This window comes from Shinella sp. WSC3-e, assembly GCF_945994535.1.
Classification (GTDB): Bacteria; Pseudomonadota; Alphaproteobacteria; order Rhizobiales; family Rhizobiaceae; genus Shinella; species Shinella yambaruensis.
Genome location: NZ_OZ000530.1, coordinates 3,506,806 through 3,521,755, shown reverse-complemented (window position 1 = coordinate 3,521,755; position 14,950 = coordinate 3,506,806). Strand labels below are relative to the sequence as shown.

The 14,950-nt window shown below is 65.6% G+C and carries 15 protein-coding genes; 4 read left to right on the top strand and 11 right to left on the bottom strand.

The window, feature by feature from the left end; genetic code table 11:
- Nucleotides 1–258: a glutaredoxin 3 gene (gene grxC, locus AABF56_RS17380; protein ID WP_272806901.1), complete on the bottom strand. Its 258-nt coding sequence runs from the start codon at nucleotides 256–258 to the stop codon at nucleotides 1–3.
- A 35-nt stretch (nucleotides 259–293) separates the two neighbouring features.
- Nucleotides 294–1,085 carry a ComF family protein gene (locus AABF56_RS17375; protein ID WP_272806900.1) on the bottom strand — a complete coding sequence of 264 codons (792 nt, stop codon included), beginning with the start codon at nucleotides 1,083–1,085 and terminating at the stop codon, nucleotides 294–296.
- Nucleotides 1,086–1,147: 62 nt separating this feature from the next.
- On the opposite strand from AABF56_RS17375, the gene AABF56_RS17370 reads away from it, so the two are divergent.
- Nucleotides 1,148–2,017 (top strand): methyltransferase domain-containing protein, encoded by an 870-nt coding sequence (locus AABF56_RS17370; protein WP_272806899.1) that lies wholly within the window; start codon nucleotides 1,148–1,150, stop codon nucleotides 2,015–2,017.
- Between the two features lies 1 nt (nucleotide 2,018).
- On the opposite strand, the gene AABF56_RS17365 is transcribed toward AABF56_RS17370, so the two are convergent.
- The 6 genes from AABF56_RS17365 to AABF56_RS17340 all read right to left on the bottom strand — a co-directional run bounded on the left by AABF56_RS17365 (nucleotide 2,019) and on the right by AABF56_RS17340 (nucleotide 6,113).
- Nucleotides 2,019–2,201, bottom strand: coding sequence for a Flp family type IVb pilin (locus AABF56_RS17365; RefSeq protein ID WP_244769355.1), 183 nt, complete (start codon nucleotides 2,199–2,201; stop codon nucleotides 2,019–2,021).
- 37 nt (nucleotides 2,202–2,238) lie between these two features.
- Nucleotides 2,239–2,556: a hypothetical protein gene (locus tag AABF56_RS17360; RefSeq protein WP_244769356.1), complete on the bottom strand. Its 318-nt coding sequence runs from the start codon at nucleotides 2,554–2,556 to the stop codon at nucleotides 2,239–2,241.
- Between the two features lie 108 nt (nucleotides 2,557–2,664).
- Complete coding sequence (gene mutT, locus AABF56_RS17355) at nucleotides 2,665–3,087, bottom strand: 8-oxo-dGTP diphosphatase MutT (protein WP_272806898.1); 423 nt, start codon at nucleotides 3,085–3,087, stop codon at nucleotides 2,665–2,667.
- A complete protein-coding gene (locus AABF56_RS17350; protein WP_244769358.1) occupies nucleotides 3,084–3,842 on the bottom strand; it encodes a GNAT family N-acetyltransferase in 759 nt (252 codons plus the stop codon). Before AABF56_RS17350 ends, mutT begins: the two co-directional genes overlap by 4 nt.
- An 88-nt stretch (nucleotides 3,843–3,930) precedes the next feature.
- Nucleotides 3,931–5,163 carry a bifunctional glutamate N-acetyltransferase/amino-acid acetyltransferase ArgJ gene (gene argJ / locus AABF56_RS17345; RefSeq protein WP_272806897.1) on the bottom strand — a complete coding sequence of 411 codons (1,233 nt, stop codon included), beginning with the start codon at nucleotides 5,161–5,163 and terminating at the stop codon, nucleotides 3,931–3,933.
- A 50-nt stretch (nucleotides 5,164–5,213) separates the two neighbouring features.
- Nucleotides 5,214–6,113 (bottom strand): peptidylprolyl isomerase, encoded by a 900-nt coding sequence (locus tag AABF56_RS17340; protein WP_272806896.1) that lies wholly within the window; start codon nucleotides 6,111–6,113, stop codon nucleotides 5,214–5,216.
- Between the two features lie 237 nt (nucleotides 6,114–6,350).
- Between AABF56_RS17340 and secA the strand changes: the two genes are divergently transcribed.
- The 3 genes from secA to AABF56_RS17325 all read left to right on the top strand — a co-directional run bounded on the left by secA (nucleotide 6,351) and on the right by AABF56_RS17325 (nucleotide 12,039).
- On the top strand, nucleotides 6,351–9,077 hold the full coding sequence (gene secA / locus AABF56_RS17335; protein ID WP_272806895.1) for a preprotein translocase subunit SecA: 2,727 nt from the start codon (nucleotides 6,351–6,353) through the stop codon (nucleotides 9,075–9,077).
- A 276-nt stretch (nucleotides 9,078–9,353) separates the two neighbouring features.
- On the top strand, nucleotides 9,354–10,781 hold the full coding sequence (locus tag AABF56_RS17330; RefSeq protein WP_244769362.1) for a lipopolysaccharide biosynthesis protein: 1,428 nt from the start codon (nucleotides 9,354–9,356) through the stop codon (nucleotides 10,779–10,781).
- On the top strand, nucleotides 10,771–12,039 hold the full coding sequence (locus AABF56_RS17325) for a GNAT family N-acetyltransferase (protein ID WP_272806894.1): 1,269 nt from the start codon (nucleotides 10,771–10,773) through the stop codon (nucleotides 12,037–12,039). Before AABF56_RS17330 ends, AABF56_RS17325 begins: the two co-directional genes overlap by 11 nt.
- A 48-nt stretch (nucleotides 12,040–12,087) precedes the next feature.
- On the opposite strand, the gene AABF56_RS17320 is transcribed toward AABF56_RS17325, so the two are convergent.
- The 3 genes from AABF56_RS17320 to AABF56_RS17310 form a co-directional block, all read right to left on the bottom strand.
- Nucleotides 12,088–13,731, bottom strand: coding sequence for an AMP-binding protein (locus AABF56_RS17320; RefSeq protein ID WP_272806893.1), 1,644 nt, complete (start codon nucleotides 13,729–13,731; stop codon nucleotides 12,088–12,090).
- Between the two features lie 76 nt (nucleotides 13,732–13,807).
- The gene (locus AABF56_RS17315) at nucleotides 13,808–14,071 is read right to left on the bottom strand and encodes a BON domain-containing protein (RefSeq protein ID WP_244769365.1); all 264 of its coding nucleotides are present in this window, start codon (nucleotides 14,069–14,071) and stop codon (nucleotides 13,808–13,810) included.
- Nucleotides 14,072–14,450: 379 nt separating this feature from the next.
- The gene (locus AABF56_RS17310; RefSeq protein WP_272806892.1) at nucleotides 14,451–14,783 is read right to left on the bottom strand and encodes a hypothetical protein; all 333 of its coding nucleotides are present in this window, start codon (nucleotides 14,781–14,783) and stop codon (nucleotides 14,451–14,453) included.
- Nucleotides 14,784–14,950 lie beyond the last annotated feature (167 nt).

Genomic DNA, 14,950 nt, shown 5'->3' with positions numbered 1-14,950 from the left:
TCAGGCTACGAGCAGGGCGTCGAGTTCGCCGGCGCGCTCCAGGGCGTGCAGGTCGTCGCAGCCGCCGACATGGCGTTCGTCGATGAAGATCTGCGGGAAGGTGCTGCGGCCGTTGGCGCGCTTGATCATCTCCTGGCGGATCTCCGGCGCATAGGTCGCGTCGTGCTCCTGGTAGGCCACGCCCTTGGTTTCGAGAAGTTTCTTGGCGGCGCTGCAATAGCCGCAGAACTGACGCGTATAGATGACGACCGAAGCCATATTCTCCTGCTCCAAAGCTTGGAAAACCTTGTCTTTCATATAGGTCCGGGAAGCGCCCTTGCAAAGGTCAAAACGGTGATGTCGGCGGCGCCTGCCCGTTTCAGCGCGCGCGTGACGGCCGAAACGGTGGCCCCGGTCGTATAGACGTCGTCGACGAGCACCACGCGGCGGCCGAACAGCGCCTCGCGGCCCTCCGGCGTGACGGTGAAGGCGCCGCGCACGTTCTCCTCGCGGGCGCGGGGTCCGAGGCCGATCTGGCGGCGGGTGCGTTTCGTGCGGCGCACGGCATCGACGAGAACGGGCCTGCCGGAAAGCCCGCCGAGCGCGCGGGCAAGCTCCGACGACTGGTTGAACTTGCGCCAGAGGAGGCGGAAGCGATGCAGGGGAACGGGGACGATGGCGTCCGCGACCTCCACGGTGCCGTCGCCGGCGCGCAGCATCCATCCGGCCATCATCGGCGCGAGATCGGTGCGGTCGCGGTACTTCAGCGCATGGACGAGCACGCGGGCAAGGTCGTCGTAGAGCGCGACGGAGCGCAGCCGGTCGAAAGGCGGCGGGTTGGCGATGGCGTCGGCGCTGAGGATGCCAGGGCCGAGATCGTGCGAGAAGGGCGTGCCGAGCACCTCGCAATAGGGGCGTTCGATCAGGGCGAGCTTCGACCAGCACCGCGGGCAGAGGCCTGCACGGCTGCCGAGCAGCACGCCGCAGCCTGCGCAGGCCGGTGGATAGACGAGGTCGAGGGCGCTGCCCGCAAGGCCGCGCAGCCGGCGGGCAAGGGCCTGCCGGAGCGGGACTGCCGGTGCTGCCTCGGCCTCGATTTCGCCCATGCGGTTGACAATAGTCGGTCCAAGCGGCCAAAGCGAATGGAATTGCGAACCGGACCCCTCCCATGGAAACGCTCTTCGACCAATCCCTGATCGACACGAACCGGCGGCGCGCGCTTGCCGGCCAGCCGGCGGATTTCCTGCTCGACGTGGTGGCGCGCGAGCTTGCCGAGCGCCTCAGCGTCATCGAACGCCGCTTCGAGCGGGCCGTCGAGCTGCACGGCCACACCGGTGCCGCCGCGCGGGCGATCGTCGCGACGGGCAAGGTGGACGGGATGGAGCGGGTGGAAAGCGACGCGCGGTTCGCCGCGCCGGGCGAGGCGCTGACGGTGTCGCCGCTCGAAACGGTGCCGCTGGAGCCGCAGTCGGCCAACCTCATCGTCTCGCCGCTGGCGCTGCACCTCACCAACGACACGCCGGGCGTCTTCGTGCAGATCCGCCGTGCGCTGAAGCCGGACGGGCTGTTCCTTGCGGCCATCCCCGGCAGCGGCACCCTGCAGGAACTGCGCGAGGTGCTGCTTGCGGCGGAAAGCGAGGTCACGGGCGGGGCGAGCCCGCGGGTCATTCCCTTCCCGGATGTGCGCGATGTCGGCGCGCTTCTCCAGCGCGGCGGCTTCGCCCTGCCGGTGACGGACCGGGAGACCTATACGGTGCGTTACGATTCGATCTTTCCGCTGATGAAGGACCTGCGGGCCATGGGCATGGCCAATCCGCTCGCCGGCCGCAGCCGCCGGCCGCTCACGCGCGGCGTCCTCCTGCGCGCGGCGGAGCTTTATGCGGAGCGCTTCTCCGATCCGGACGGGCGCATCCGTGCGAGCTTTTCGGTCATCTATGTTTCAGGCTGGGCGCCGCACGAAAGCCAGCAGAAGCCGCTGAAACCCGGCTCGGCGACGATGCGCCTCGCCGATGCCCTGAAGCAGGGCGGCGGCACCTGATTTATTCTGTACCGGCGGAGTCGATGGTGTTGGTGATGGTGCCGAAGGTGTCCGAAAGGCTGTTGCTGAAGGCTTCGAGGCCGGCCAGCAGGCCGATCGAGATGAGCCCGAGCAGGAGCCCGTATTCGACAGCCGTGCCGCCGGTGCGGTCGGAGCAGAATGATTTCAGTGATTTCAGCACCATTCCACGCTCCCGCGCCCTCGCGCATCGTTGTTTCTGCTCAACAGCCGTTGTTTCCACCGGTGCCGTTGACGATGCAGACGGCGCCCGGCATTTCCTGCAGGACGCTGCGGCGCACCGTATAGCGCTTTCTGCCGTCCGACGGGATCGATCCCGTCGAGATCATGTCGAATTCATCCGGCACATTTGCCATCATGCGCTTGTCGGTCTTTGCGGAAAGAACCGGGGTCAGGACGAGCGCAAGCGCGATGACAGCCGTGCCGAAGAGCAGGGCGAGGTTGAGCGCGCCGGTCCGGGTATCGCCGGCCGACGTGAAATCCTTCTCCTGAACGGCTTTCCAGAAGTCTTCGTCACGCATCACAGGGTCTCGTAGGCATTGCAACGTTCAAGACCGATCATTGAACGAGGGTGCTAAACGATTGCTTAACGGAGCATGGAAAATGCTGGGTAAATTCTCGCCAGGCCTTCAAAGAAGGTCCATCAGGAAGGGGATGAGCGGTTCGTCGGCCGGGGGCATCGGATAGTCGCGCAGCGCCTTCGACCGCACCCACTTGATCGCCTGCCCCTCGCGGCCGTGCGCGGTGCCCTCGAAGCGGCGGCAGATGTAGAGCGGCATCAGGAGATGGAAGTCGTCATAGGTATGGCTGGCAAAGGTCAGCGGGGCGAGGCAGGCCACCTTCGTGCGGATGCCGAGTTCCTCGTCCAGTTCGCGGATCAGCGTCTCTTCCGGCGTTTCGCCCTGCTCCACCTTGCCGCCGGGAAACTCCCACAGGCCGGCGAGCGATTTCCCCTCCGGGCGCTGCGCCAGCAGAATGCGGCCATCGGCGTCGACGAGCGCGCAGGCGGCGACGAGCAGGATGCGGCGGGGTTTCGTTTCGATCTCGCTCATGCCGCGGCAGGCCCCCGGTAGCTGTACTGGTAGACGTCCTTGAAGCCCGCGCGGCGATAGAGCGCGATGGCGGCGGCATTCTCGGCCTCGACCTGCACCCAGGCCTGGCGTGCGCCCTTGAGCTTTGCCCAGCGCAGCGCGGCATGGAGGACGGCGGTGCCGAGACCGCGGCCGCGCCTTTCCTCCGCGACGCCAAGCTGGAGGATGCCGACGAGGTCGTTGTCATGTACGGCGATCGCCACGGCCGTCGGGCCGAAATCCGGCTCCTCGAAGATGAACAGCCCGGTTTCCGGCTTGATGGCGTTGATGATCTCGGTGAGGCCGGGCTTCAGCGCCGGGTCGTCGCCGGCAACGCGGATACGCGCATCGACGAACCTGCCGACGTCGCGGCTCGGCAGATGGTCGAGCCCCTCGTCACGCGGCAGCGTGGCAAGGTCGGCCGTCATGACGATGGTGCGGCCCGCTTCCGTCCAGCCGGCATCGTCCATGTGGGCGACAAGTTTCGGCGGGGTCAGCGGCGTCTGGCGCACTAGCAGCGGGCGACCGTAGTCGGAAAACTTCTTGGCCGCCTTTTCCAGGCGGATATCGATGTCGCGCGTGTCGGACGGGTCGAGCGGGTTCACCGAGTTCAGCCGGCGCGAGGGATGGCCGGCGGTCAGCCGAAAGAGCCAGCTTCCGTCGTAGTGCACGGAGGCGGCCGGCCAGGCGCGGAAACCGACGGCCTCAAGCCGGCGGACTTTGGGAAGATCGCTCATCGTGGTTCGTTCGGAGGGCGTCACGCGCGCCGGGCCTCTGTTCTCGTGTCTTTACCAGCAAATGCTGCGCGTATCTGCTGGAGCGGCATCAGCTGCGGTAGTCGCCGTTGATCTCGACATATTCCTTGGTGAGGTCGCAGGTCCAGACCGTCGCCTTGCCGGTGCCGAGGCCGATCTCGACGCGGACAGGGATGTCCTCGCGCTGCATGACGGCGGTGGCCGCCTCTTCGGAATAGGCGGGGTCGCGCTCGCCGTCGACGGCGACGCGGACGTCGCCGAACCAGATGGCGAGGCGGTCGCGGTCGGCCATCTCGCCGGATTTGCCGACGGCCATGACGACGCGGCCCCAGTTGGCGTCCTCGCCGGCAACGGCGGTCTTGACCAGCGGAGAATTGGCGATCGACAGGGCGATGCGCTTGGCCGCCGCGTCGTTTTCGGCGCCCTCGACGGTGATTTCCACCATTTTCCGTGCGCCTTCGCCATCGCGTACGACCTGGAGCGCAAGGTCGCGCAGGAGATCGTTGAGAGCGGCGCGGAAACCGTCGAGCGCGGCATCGTCGGCCGTCACCGGCGCCTGGCCCTCGGCAGCGCCGGTCGCAAACAGCATCAGCGTGTCCGAGGTCGAGGTGTCGCTGTCGACGGTGACGGAATTGAAGGTCGGACCGACGCCGGCCGAGAGCAGCGATTGCAGCACCGATGCGGGAATGCTTGCGTCGGTGACGACGAAGGAGAGCATGGTCGCCATGTCCGGCGCGATCATGCCGGCGCCCTTGGCGATGCCGTTGATGCGGACGGTGACGCCGCCGAGTTCGGCCGTGCGCGTGGCGACCTTCGGATAGGTGTCCGTCGTCATGATGGCCTTGGCGGCCTCGAACCAGAAGTCCTCCGTGCCGGAGGCGGCGAGGCTGTCGAGCACGCCGGAGAATTTCGTCGCGTCGAGCGGCTCGCCGATGACGCCGGTCGAGGCAAGGAAGACCTCGCCTTCGCTGCAGCCGACGGCCCTTGCAGCGGCTTCCGCGGTCATCTGCGTCGATTCGCGGCCCTTGCGGCCGGTGAAGGCATTCGCATTGCCGGAATTGACCACCACGGCGCGGGCAACGCCGCCCGGAAGATTGGCGCGGCAGAAATCGACCGGCGCGGAGGGGCATTTCGAGCGGGTGAAGGCGCCTGCGACCGCCGCGGGGCGGTCGAACACCATCATCAGCACGTCCGTCCGGTTCTTGTACTTGATCCCGGCGGCGGCGGTCGCCATGCGCACGCCGCGCACCGGCGGCATGTCGGCATAGGTTTTGGGAGCGAGCGGGGAGACGGAACCGGACATCGTGCTTTCCTGTTTCAAGAAAGGCCCGGCAGTCGCCGGGCCGTTGTCGATTACTGCTGGCCTTCGGTTGCCGGCGCGCCTTCGCCTTCACCTGCCGCTTCCGGCTTGTTAACCGCGTCATAGGCGGTCTTCAGCGCGGCGTCCTGGATGTCAACGGGGGCTGCCGCCTTGGCCTTTTCCAGGAGCTCCAGATACTTGTCGCGCATGACGAGCTGGCGAACCTGGCTTTCGACCTGGTCGAGCGCCGGGGGCTGCTGCTTGCGCTTGTCCTCGACCTTGATGACGTGGAAGCCGAACTGGCTCTTCACCGGTTCCTTGGAATAGGCGCCCTTCTCCAACGCGAAGGCGGCCGTCTCGAATTCCGGAACCATGCGGCCCTTGCCGAAATAGCCGAGGTCGCCGCCTTCGGACTTGTTCGGGTCGGTCGACTTTTCCTTGGCGATCTCGACGAAGTCCTTGCCGGCATCGAGTTCGGCGATCACGGCCTTGGCCTCGTCCTCGGTCTTGACGAGGATGTGGCGGGCGCGGATTTCATCCTCCGGCTCAATGGCGGCGACTTCCTTGTCGTAGCGTGCCTTTACCTCTTCCGGGGTCACGGCGTCGACGACGTGCTTCTTGAAATAGGCGTTGTGCAGCTCGCGATCGGTGAGGAAGGCGAGGCGCTGCTTGAAGTCGGGCGTATCCTGCAGGCCTTCCTTGCCGGCGTCGGCGGCGAGCAGCTTCACGTCGATGATCGAGGAGAGGGCGGCGACGCGCTTCTGCTCGTCCGGCAGGTTGGCGAGCTGCGGGTCGAGGCCGGCAATGGCGAGCTTCAGCTCCGATTCGTGGATCTCGACCGTGCCGACCTTGGCGATGACCGGGTCGGCCGCCGCATCCTGTGCGCCGGCGCTGGTGCTTGCGGCGGCAATCGCGATCAGGGCGACTGCTGCGAGCTTGCTGTACTTGAACATATCGAAAAAGACCTTTCACATCCTCGCCGGAATCGGGCCGATATCCGGTGCCAGACGGCTCAACACCACCAGAATGTGGCAGTTGTGCAACCGCCTGAGCCGTTGACATCATTCGACCCCCCTCTTATCTGTCACGCAATCCCGCGTCCAGAACAGTTTCCGGGCGTCTCAAGGCTTTGCGCGCAAATATCGTGCGACCTGTCACGCGCCGGGTGCCACAAAGAAAGGACCATCCTGATGGTCAGCCTCGGCGGCCTAGCCCGCAAGTTGTTCGGTTCCTCGAACGATCGTCGCATCCGCTCCTACAAGCCCCGCGTCGATGCCATCAACGCGCTCGAACCCGAGATGAAGGCGCTTTCCGACGAAGCGCTGCGGGCGAAGACCGCGGAATTCCGCGAGCAGCTCGCCGCCGGCAAGACGCTCGACGATATCCTGGTCCCGGCCTTTGCCGTCGCCCGCGAAGCGGCCTTCCGCGTCCTTGGCCTGCGTCCCTTCGACGTCCAGCTGATCGGCGGCATGATCCTGCACGAGAAATCGATCGCCGAGATGAAGACCGGTGAAGGCAAGACGCTCGTCGCGACGCTGCCCGTCTATCTCAACGCGCTCGCCGGCAAGGGCGTGCATGTCGTCACGGTCAACGACTACCTCGCCACCCGTGACAGCGCCCAGATGGGCAAGATCTACGGCTTCCTGGGGCTCACCACCGGCGTTATCGTGCACGGCCTCGACGACGACCAGCGCCGCGCCGCCTATGCCTCAGACATCACCTACGCGACGAACAACGAACTCGGCTTCGACTATCTGCGCGACAACATGAAGTACGAGCGCGGCCAGATGGTGCAGCGCGGCCACTTCTTCGCCATCGTCGACGAAGTGGACTCCATCCTCGTCGACGAAGCGCGCACGCCGCTGATCATTTCCGGCCCCCTCGACGACCGCTCCGACCTCTACACGACGATCGACACCTTCATCCCGATGCTGGACGAAGCGGACTACGAGATCGACGAGAAGCAGCGCTCGGCCAACTTCTCCGAAGTCGGCACGGAGAAGCTGGAAGGTCTCCTGCGCCAGGCGGGGCTTCTCAAGGGCGAATCGCTCTACGACGTCGAGAACGTCGCCATCGTCCACCACATCAACAATGCGCTGAAGGCGCACAAGCTCTTCACCCGCGACAAGGACTACATCGTCCGCAACGACGAGATCGTCATCATCGACGAGTTCACCGGCCGCATGATGCCGGGCCGGCGCTATTCGGAAGGCCAGCACCAGGCGCTGGAAGCCAAGGAAAAGGTCACGATCCAGCCGGAAAACCAGACGCTGGCCTCGATCACCTTCCAGAATTATTTCCGCATGTATTCCAAGCTCGGCGGCATGACGGGCACGGCCTCCACGGAAGCCGAGGAATTCGGCAACATCTACGGCCTCGACGTCGTCGAAGTGCCGACCAACCTGCCGATCCAGCGCCTCGACGAGGACGACGAGGTCTACCGGACAGTCGAGGAGAAGTACAAGGCGATCATCCAGGAGATCAAGGACGCCAGGGAGAAGGGCCAGCCGGTCCTCGTCGGCACCACCTCGATCGAAAAGTCCGAATATCTCGCCGAGCGGCTGAAGATGTCGGGCTTCAAGGACTTCCAGGTCCTCAATGCCCGCTATCACGAGCAGGAGGCCTATATCGTCTCGCAGGCCGGCGTGCCGGGCGCCGTGACGATCGCCACCAACATGGCCGGCCGCGGCACCGACATCCAGCTCGGCGGCAACCTCGACATGCGCCTCGAGCGCGAGCTTGCCGAGATGGAGCCGGGTCCGGAGCGCGATGCGAAACGCGAGGCCATCGTCGCCGAGGTGAAGAAGCTGAAGGAGCAGGCGCTCGCCGCCGGCGGCCTCTATGTTCTCGCCACCGAACGCCATGAAAGCCGCCGCATCGACAACCAGCTGCGCGGCCGTTCCGGCCGCCAGGGCGACCCGGGCCGCTCCAAGTTCTTCCTGTCGCTGCAGGACGACCTGATGCGCATCTTCGGCTCCGAGCGCATGGATTCCATGCTGCAGAAGCTCGGTCTCAAGGAAGGCGAGGCGATCGTCCATCCCTGGATCAACAAGGCGCTGGAGCGTGCGCAGAAGAAGGTCGAGGCGCGCAACTTCGACATCCGCAAGAACCTCCTGAAATATGACGACGTGTTGAACGACCAGCGCAAGGTCATTTTCGAGCAGCGCATCGAGCTGATGGACGGCGAGAACCTGTCCGAAATCGTCGGCGACATGCGCCACGAAGTGGTGGAGAACCTCGTCCGCCTGCACATCCCGGAAAACGCCTATGCCGAGCAGTGGGATGTCGCGGGGCTCAAGAAGGGCGTTCTCGAACAGCTCAACCTCGATCTGCCGATCGACGCCTGGGCGGCCGAGGAAGGCATCGACGAAAAGGACATCCTCGAGCGCCTGCACAAGGCGACCGACCAGGCGGCTGCCGACCGTGCGGAGCGCTTCGGCCCCGAGATCATGACCTATGTGGAGCGCTCCGTGCTGCTCCAGACGCTGGATCATCTCTGGCGCGAGCACATCGTCAACCTCGATCATCTGCGCTCTGTCATCGGCTTCCGCGGCTATGCCCAGCGCGATCCGCTGCAGGAATACAAGGCCGAGGCCTTCGAGCTCTTCCAGGCGCTGCTGGCGAACCTGCGCCAGACCGTCACCGCGCAGCTGATGCGCGTCGAACTGGTGCGCCAGGCCGCCGATGCCCCCGTGCCGGTGCCGCCGGAGATGGAAGGCCATCATATCGACGGCACCACCGGCGAGGACGATTTCGGCGAAGGCAACGGCGGCGGCTTCATGGCTGTCGGCGTTTCTCCGGAGGATCGCGATCCGAACGATCCGTCGACCTGGGGCCGCGTGTCGCGCAACGAGGCCTGCCCCTGCGGCTCGGGCAAGAAATACAAGCATTGCCACGGCGCCTTCGAGCAGGCGTGATCGAAAAAATGACGTTGGCGGCTGACCCTGTCCGCCGCCTCCACCCTCCAGCGTCATCCTCGGGCTCGACCTGAGGATTCACGCAGCGTGCACGGCGTTTGTGGCATGGATGGTCGGTCGGGCCCGACCAAGATGGAGGAGAGGGCTCAATCCTCGGTTGGCCTTTTGACTGCCGCGTCCGGGCTGCACTTTCTTTGCGGCCCAACCGTTTGTTAACCCTGATCTGACAAGACTGGCTATCGTTCAGTTCTGCGTTGCGTACGGGTTCCTGTGTTGATGGCGGTCATTCAGTCGGCGGAGAAATTGCTGCCATCGGCCCTGCGCGGCAAGGCGGAACCGCTCGTGCGCGCGCTCGGAACGATCCTCGTCAGCGACGATCCCCGCAACCTCGCCCAGCGCATGGCGCTCATCACCTTCGCCATCCGCGTCATCAACGCGGCGATCGCCTTCCTCTCGCAGATCGTCCTTGCCCGCGTGATGGGCGAGTTCGAATACGGCATCTTCGTCTTCGTCTGGGCGCTCGTCGTCATCTTCGGCGACCTGTCCTGTCTCGGTATCCACACCACCGTGGTGCGCTTCCTGCCGGATTATGCCGGGCGCAGCGCGCATGCGGAGATTCGCGGCCTCACCTCGACGGCACGTGTCTTCGCTATGCTGTCCTCGACGGTGCTGGCGACTATCGGTCTGCTCGTCCTCTGGGTCTTCCACGAAAGCTTTGCCGATTATTATGTCGTGCCGCTCTTCGTCGGCCTCTTCTGCATGCCGATGATCGCGCTCGGCGATGTGCTCGACAGTACGGCACGCGCTCACAGCTGGGCGGTGGTGGCCCTCAGCCCGACCTATATCATCCGCCCGCTGCTGATCCTCGCCTTCATGGTGCTGGCGGTGTCTCTGGACGCGCCCCATACGGCGCTCACCGCCATGGTCGCCGCGCTCGCCGCCACCTACCTCACCACCGTCGTGCAGTTCTTCAACATCCTGCGCCGGCTCAGCAGGCGTTACGTCAAGGGGCCGCGCAAGCTGGAATTCGCCCTCTGGATCAAGGCGGCACTGCCGATCTTCCTGATCGAGGGGTTCGGTTTCCTGCTCACCAATTCCGATGTCATCGTCGTCGGCCTCTATCTCGACCCGGAAAGCGTCGCCATCTACTTCGCCGCGGCAAAGACCATGGCGCTCGTCCATTTCGTCTTCTTCTCGGTGAAGGCCGCCGCCGCGCCGCGCTTTTCCGCGTTGTTTGCCGCCGGCGACCGGGTGGCGCTGGCGCGCTTTGCCGGCGAGACGGTGCGCTGGAGCTTCTGGCCGTCGCTGGTAGTCGGGCTCGGCGTGCTGGCGCTCGGCCATTTCCTGCTGTCGCTGTTCGGTGCCGCCTTCACGGCGGGCTACAGCCTGATGTTCATCCTCTTCGCCGGCATTCTCGCCAAGGCGCTGATCGGGCCGGGCGAGGTGTTGCTCACCATGGCCGGCCAGCAGAAACTCTGCGTCGTCGTCTATGCCGTGGCGCTGGCGGCGAACATCAGCTTCAACGTCACGCTCATTCCGCTCTTCGGCCTGACGGGCGCGGCCGCCGCCACCACCGGCGCCATGATCGTCGAGGCGATGCTGCTGCACCTCGTCGTGCGCCGGAAACTCTCCATCATTCTCTTCGCCTTCGCCAATCCGGTGAAGGCAAGCCTTGCCAACGGGATGGACCGCCATGACCGATAGCTACGGCTTCGACCACACGATCGCGGCAGGACGCGCCCAGGCCGCCATTCCGCCCGCCCTGCCGCATGCCCCGCCGGCCGACCAGCGCATCGCTGTCGGCCGCCTCGGCCGGTCGCTGGCGCTCTATCCGGCGACGGCCGGCTATGAGCTGCAGCAGGAACTCGATTTCCTGTCGAACCGCGTCATGGAGCCGAACGTCTTCTTCTCCGGCCGCTTCCTCGCGCCCGCCATGCCGCGCCTCGAGGATCGCACGGTGCGCCTTTCGGTGCTGCGCGACGAGAATGCCGGGCGCAGCCGCATGCGTTTCCTCATGCCGTTCTCCATCGAGAAGCCGGGCTTTTCCATCGGCTCCAGCATTCTGCGCGCCTGGTCGAACCCGTTCGGGCCGCTCGGCACGCCGCTCGTCGATGCCGAGGATGCCGCCGAAACGCTCGACAATGTGCTCGAGGCCCTTGGCGGCACCGGCAGCGGCCTGCCGGGCATCCTCGTCCTGCCGGACCTGCGCCTCAACGGCGCCTTCGCGCAGCTGATGCGCGCGGTCGCCATCGGCCGCAACCTTCCCGTCACCGTCACCGATACCTATCGCCGCCCGATGCTGGAGAGCCTGCTCGACGGCCAGACCTATCTGCAGCGGGCCATCTCGCCGGAGCATTTCCGCGAATTGCGCCGGCAATGGCGCAAGCTCGATGCGATGGGCGCACTTTTCTACAACGTCGCCCGCCAGCCCGCCGACATCCGGCTGCGCATGGAGGAGTTCCTGCTGCTCGAAGCCTCGGGCTGGAAGGGCCGCGGCCGCACGGCGATGATCAACGACCGCTATCGCGCCGCCTTCGCCCGCGAGGCGATCAGCAACCTTGCCGAGACCGACGGCGTGCGCATCCATACGCTCGACCTTGACGGCCGTGCCATCGCCTCGATGATCGTCTTCATGATGGGCGGCGAGGCCTATACGTGGAAGACGGCCTATGACGAGGAGTTCGCGAAGTTCTCGCCCGGCAAGCTGCTCGTGGCGGAGCTGACGGAGTGGCATCTCGACGACGCCAATATCGCCCGGTCCGATTCCTGCGCGGTGCCGGATCATCCGGTCATGAGCCGCTTCTGGGAGGAGCGCGAGGACATGGGCACGCTCGTCGTCGGCCTGCAGCAGAACCGCGACCGGGACGTGCGCCAGGTGGCGACGCAGCTTCACCTTTATCGCAACACGCGCAATGTCGCGCGGCTGCTGCGCGAGAAGATCCGCGCGCTCGCGCGCCGCTGAGGCCATTCCGGCCCGGGCGGCAGCCCAATATTTTAAAGCGCCAAGGAACTAGGCGGCGAACGGCGTTTCCTCCGCCGCCCGCTTGCGCAGGAGGTGGCGGATGACCTTGCCGGAGGTCGTCAGCGGCAGAGCATCGACGAAATCCACCTCGCGCGGATATTCGTGCATGGAGAGCCGCGATTTCACCCAGTCGCGGATATCGCTCGCCAGGGCGTCCGAGGGTGCGTTGCCGGGGCGCAGCATCACATAGGCCTTGACGATCTCCGTGCGCACCGGATCGGGCTTGCCCACGGCGGCGGCAAGCTGCACGGCCGGGTGGCCGGCCAGGCAATCCTCGATCTCGCTCGGCCCGATGCGGTAGCCGGAGGAGGTGATGACGTCGTCGTCGCGGCCGAAGAAGGTGACGTAGCCTTCCTCGTCCATGCGGCCGAGATCGCCGGTCGTCATCCAGTCGCCAATGAATTTTTCCGCCGTTGCCTTCTCGTTCTTCCAGTAGCCGAGGAACATGACGGGATCGGGCCGCTGCACCGCGACCTGGCCGACGGTGCCGCGCGGCATTTCCCGGCCGTTCGCATCGATGATGGCCACCACATGGCCGGGCACCGGCTTGCCGATCGGCCCCGGCCGCGACACACCGAGCCTGCCGATCGAGCCGAGCACGATGTTGCACTCGGTCTGGCCGTAGAACTCGTTGATGGTGATACCCAGCGTGTCACGCACCCATTCCCAGGTCTCGCGGCCGAGCGATTCGCCGGCCGAGCCGATTGTGCGCAGGTTGAGCCGGTATTTTTCGCGGGGATTCTCCACCGTTTTCATCAGCCGCAGCGCCGTCGGCGGGATGAAGGCATTGCGCACGTCCATGTCCTGCATGATCCGATAGGCCATGTCGGGGTCGAATTTCTGGCCCGGCGAGGAGACGACGGGCACGCCGAGCAGCAGCGCCGGCAGGAGCACGTTGAGAAGTCCGCCTGCCCAGGCCCAGTCGGAGGGTGTCCATATGCGGTCGCCCGGCTGCGGCAGGAATTCGTGATGCATCTGGAAGCCCGGCACATGGCCGAGCAGCACGCGATGGCCGTGCAGCGCGCCCTTCGGCGGCCCCGTCGTGCCCGACGTGTAGATCATCATCGCCGGATCGTCCGGGCCGCTGTCCACGGCCGCGAAGGGGCCGGCATGGCGGACGATGAGGTCCTCGAAGGACTTTGCCGTGGCGCCTGCAGCCGGCTCGGTGGCGATCACCAGATCCAGCGTCGGCAGCTCCGCCCGGATCGGCTGCAGGCGCTCCAGGCCGAAACGATTGGTGACGATCGCCTTCGCCTCGGCATTCTTCAGCCGGAACGAGAGGGCATCGGCGCCGAAGAGCAAGGCGAGCGGCAGGGCGATGGCGCCGAGCTTGTAGATCGCGAGATGCGATATGACCGTCTCGAAGCCCTGCGGCAGCAGGATCGCGACGCGGTCGCCGGCCTTCACCCCTTCCGCGGCAAGGCCAGCGGCGAAGGCATCCGACCGGGCGGCGAGCTCGCCATAGGTGAGTGAGAGCGGCGGGGCGTCCGGCAGGAAATGCTGGAGGCAGACCCGGTCCGGCGCGTGCGCCGCCCAGGCATTGGAAACCGCGGTGCCTATGTTGAAGCGCTCGGGGATCTGCCAGCGGAAGTCCCGGTACAGCGCATCATAGGTCGATCTCTCGGCGAGCATCCGGCGTCACTCCAGTTTGCTGCATTGCACCTAGCATTCCGGAGGGGCCGCCGGCAATGGCGGCTTTTCGCGGGCGTCAGAGCCAGGAGAGGCGGTTGTCCACCTCGCTGACCTCCTTGACGGAGGCGGCGATCGCGACGGCCCGGTCCGCCTCTTCGGCAGAGCCGACGCTTCCGGAAAGGATGATCCGCCTGCCCTTGCAGGTCACCCTCACGTCGGAGGCATCCACATCGCCGGCGATGGACAGCGCGTCCGCCACCCTGGTCTCGAGCCAGGCCGGGTGCGGTCCGTCGAAATGCTCGGGCTGCTCGCCCTTGAAGGTACCTTCCTTGAAGACCATGTCGCGCTCCTCTTCCTCGGCGTCCGCTTGAAAACGCGGAATGAACGAATTTGTTCTTCTATGGCTGAAGGAAAGACAGGTGTCGTCGCATGTCGACGACCTTGCCCCCGACATGGTTGAGACCCAAGAGCGTGCACATCGCTCTCGGGTCCCCCTCCGCAACCACATCCGGGGGTGTCTGTCGTTGCACCGGATAAATGCGGCCGTGCAAAATTTGTTCCCGCTAAAAAGCAAATTTTTTGAAGGACTAGGCGGCGATCCGGATCGATGATTTGCGCGCAGCCGACCGTTGAGATCGGTAGGCGCTTCGTGCCGCGCCCGCGTGCAGGACCGACATGGCGTCCGCGGGCGGCATCAGGGCGGGATGCGTGCTGCCTGGCTATCGGACCTTGGCATAGATCATCAGCGCAAAGCCTGCGCCCATGCCGGCATAGCAGATCCACGTCAATATTTCCTGCCAGCGCGTGGGACGCAGGCGATCGATTTCCTCGTCGCCTGGCCCGCCATTGCGTGTCTGGAGCCCGAATAGGCCGAGCGTACGATGGGTGGCCTCGTGGTCGATCCTGGTGTTGCGTATCGTGCCGCCGACGATGCGCCCCAGCAGGTAGCGCTTCATGCCCGCGACGAACGAACCGAGGAAGAACGTGTTCAGGATGAAGGAAAAAGCCAGGGCGATGGCAAGCCCTATGATGAACAGGATCCAGTCGCTCATCTGTCCTCCGCCTTGTGCAGGTGCAGCATGGGGATACGCAAGACGCCCGCGCCTCCGATAATTCCAGGAATACGGCTGATCCAGCCGGCCTATTCGGTTGCGCCGGGACTTTCTCGCCATGCCGGTGGCGGTGTTGGGCGGACTTGCGGAAACGTCTCTCGGCGAAT

Excerpts from the sequence above, each read along its gene's own strand:
- grxC (WP_272806901.1), bottom strand. The coding sequence starts at position 258 with ATGGCTTCGGTCGTCATCTATACGCGTCAGTTCTGCGGCTATTGCAGC.
- AABF56_RS17375 (WP_272806900.1), bottom strand. The coding sequence starts at position 1,085 with ATGGGCGAAATCGAGGCCGAGGCAGCACCGGCAGTCCCGCTCCGGCAG.
- AABF56_RS17370 (WP_272806899.1), top strand. The coding sequence starts at position 1,148 with ATGGAAACGCTCTTCGACCAATCCCTGATCGACACGAACCGGCGGCGC.
- AABF56_RS17365 (WP_244769355.1), bottom strand. The coding sequence starts at position 2,201 with ATGGTGCTGAAATCACTGAAATCATTCTGCTCCGACCGCACCGGCGGC.
- AABF56_RS17360 (WP_244769356.1), bottom strand. The coding sequence starts at position 2,556 with ATGCGTGACGAAGACTTCTGGAAAGCCGTTCAGGAGAAGGATTTCACG.
- mutT (WP_272806898.1), bottom strand. The coding sequence starts at position 3,087 with ATGAGCGAGATCGAAACGAAACCCCGCCGCATCCTGCTCGTCGCCGCC.
- AABF56_RS17350 (WP_244769358.1), bottom strand. The coding sequence starts at position 3,842 with ATGAGCGATCTTCCCAAAGTCCGCCGGCTTGAGGCCGTCGGTTTCCGC.
- argJ (WP_272806897.1), bottom strand. The coding sequence starts at position 5,163 with ATGTCCGGTTCCGTCTCCCCGCTCGCTCCCAAAACCTATGCCGACATG.
- AABF56_RS17340 (WP_272806896.1), bottom strand. The coding sequence starts at position 6,113 with ATGTTCAAGTACAGCAAGCTCGCAGCAGTCGCCCTGATCGCGATTGCC.
- secA (WP_272806895.1), top strand. The coding sequence starts at position 6,351 with ATGGTCAGCCTCGGCGGCCTAGCCCGCAAGTTGTTCGGTTCCTCGAAC.
- AABF56_RS17330 (WP_244769362.1), top strand. The coding sequence starts at position 9,354 with ATGGCGGTCATTCAGTCGGCGGAGAAATTGCTGCCATCGGCCCTGCGC.
- AABF56_RS17325 (WP_272806894.1), top strand. The coding sequence starts at position 10,771 with ATGACCGATAGCTACGGCTTCGACCACACGATCGCGGCAGGACGCGCC.
- AABF56_RS17320 (WP_272806893.1), bottom strand. The coding sequence starts at position 13,731 with ATGCTCGCCGAGAGATCGACCTATGATGCGCTGTACCGGGACTTCCGC.
- AABF56_RS17315 (WP_244769365.1), bottom strand. The coding sequence starts at position 14,071 with ATGGTCTTCAAGGAAGGTACCTTCAAGGGCGAGCAGCCCGAGCATTTC.
- AABF56_RS17310 (WP_272806892.1), bottom strand. The coding sequence starts at position 14,783 with ATGAGCGACTGGATCCTGTTCATCATAGGGCTTGCCATCGCCCTGGCT.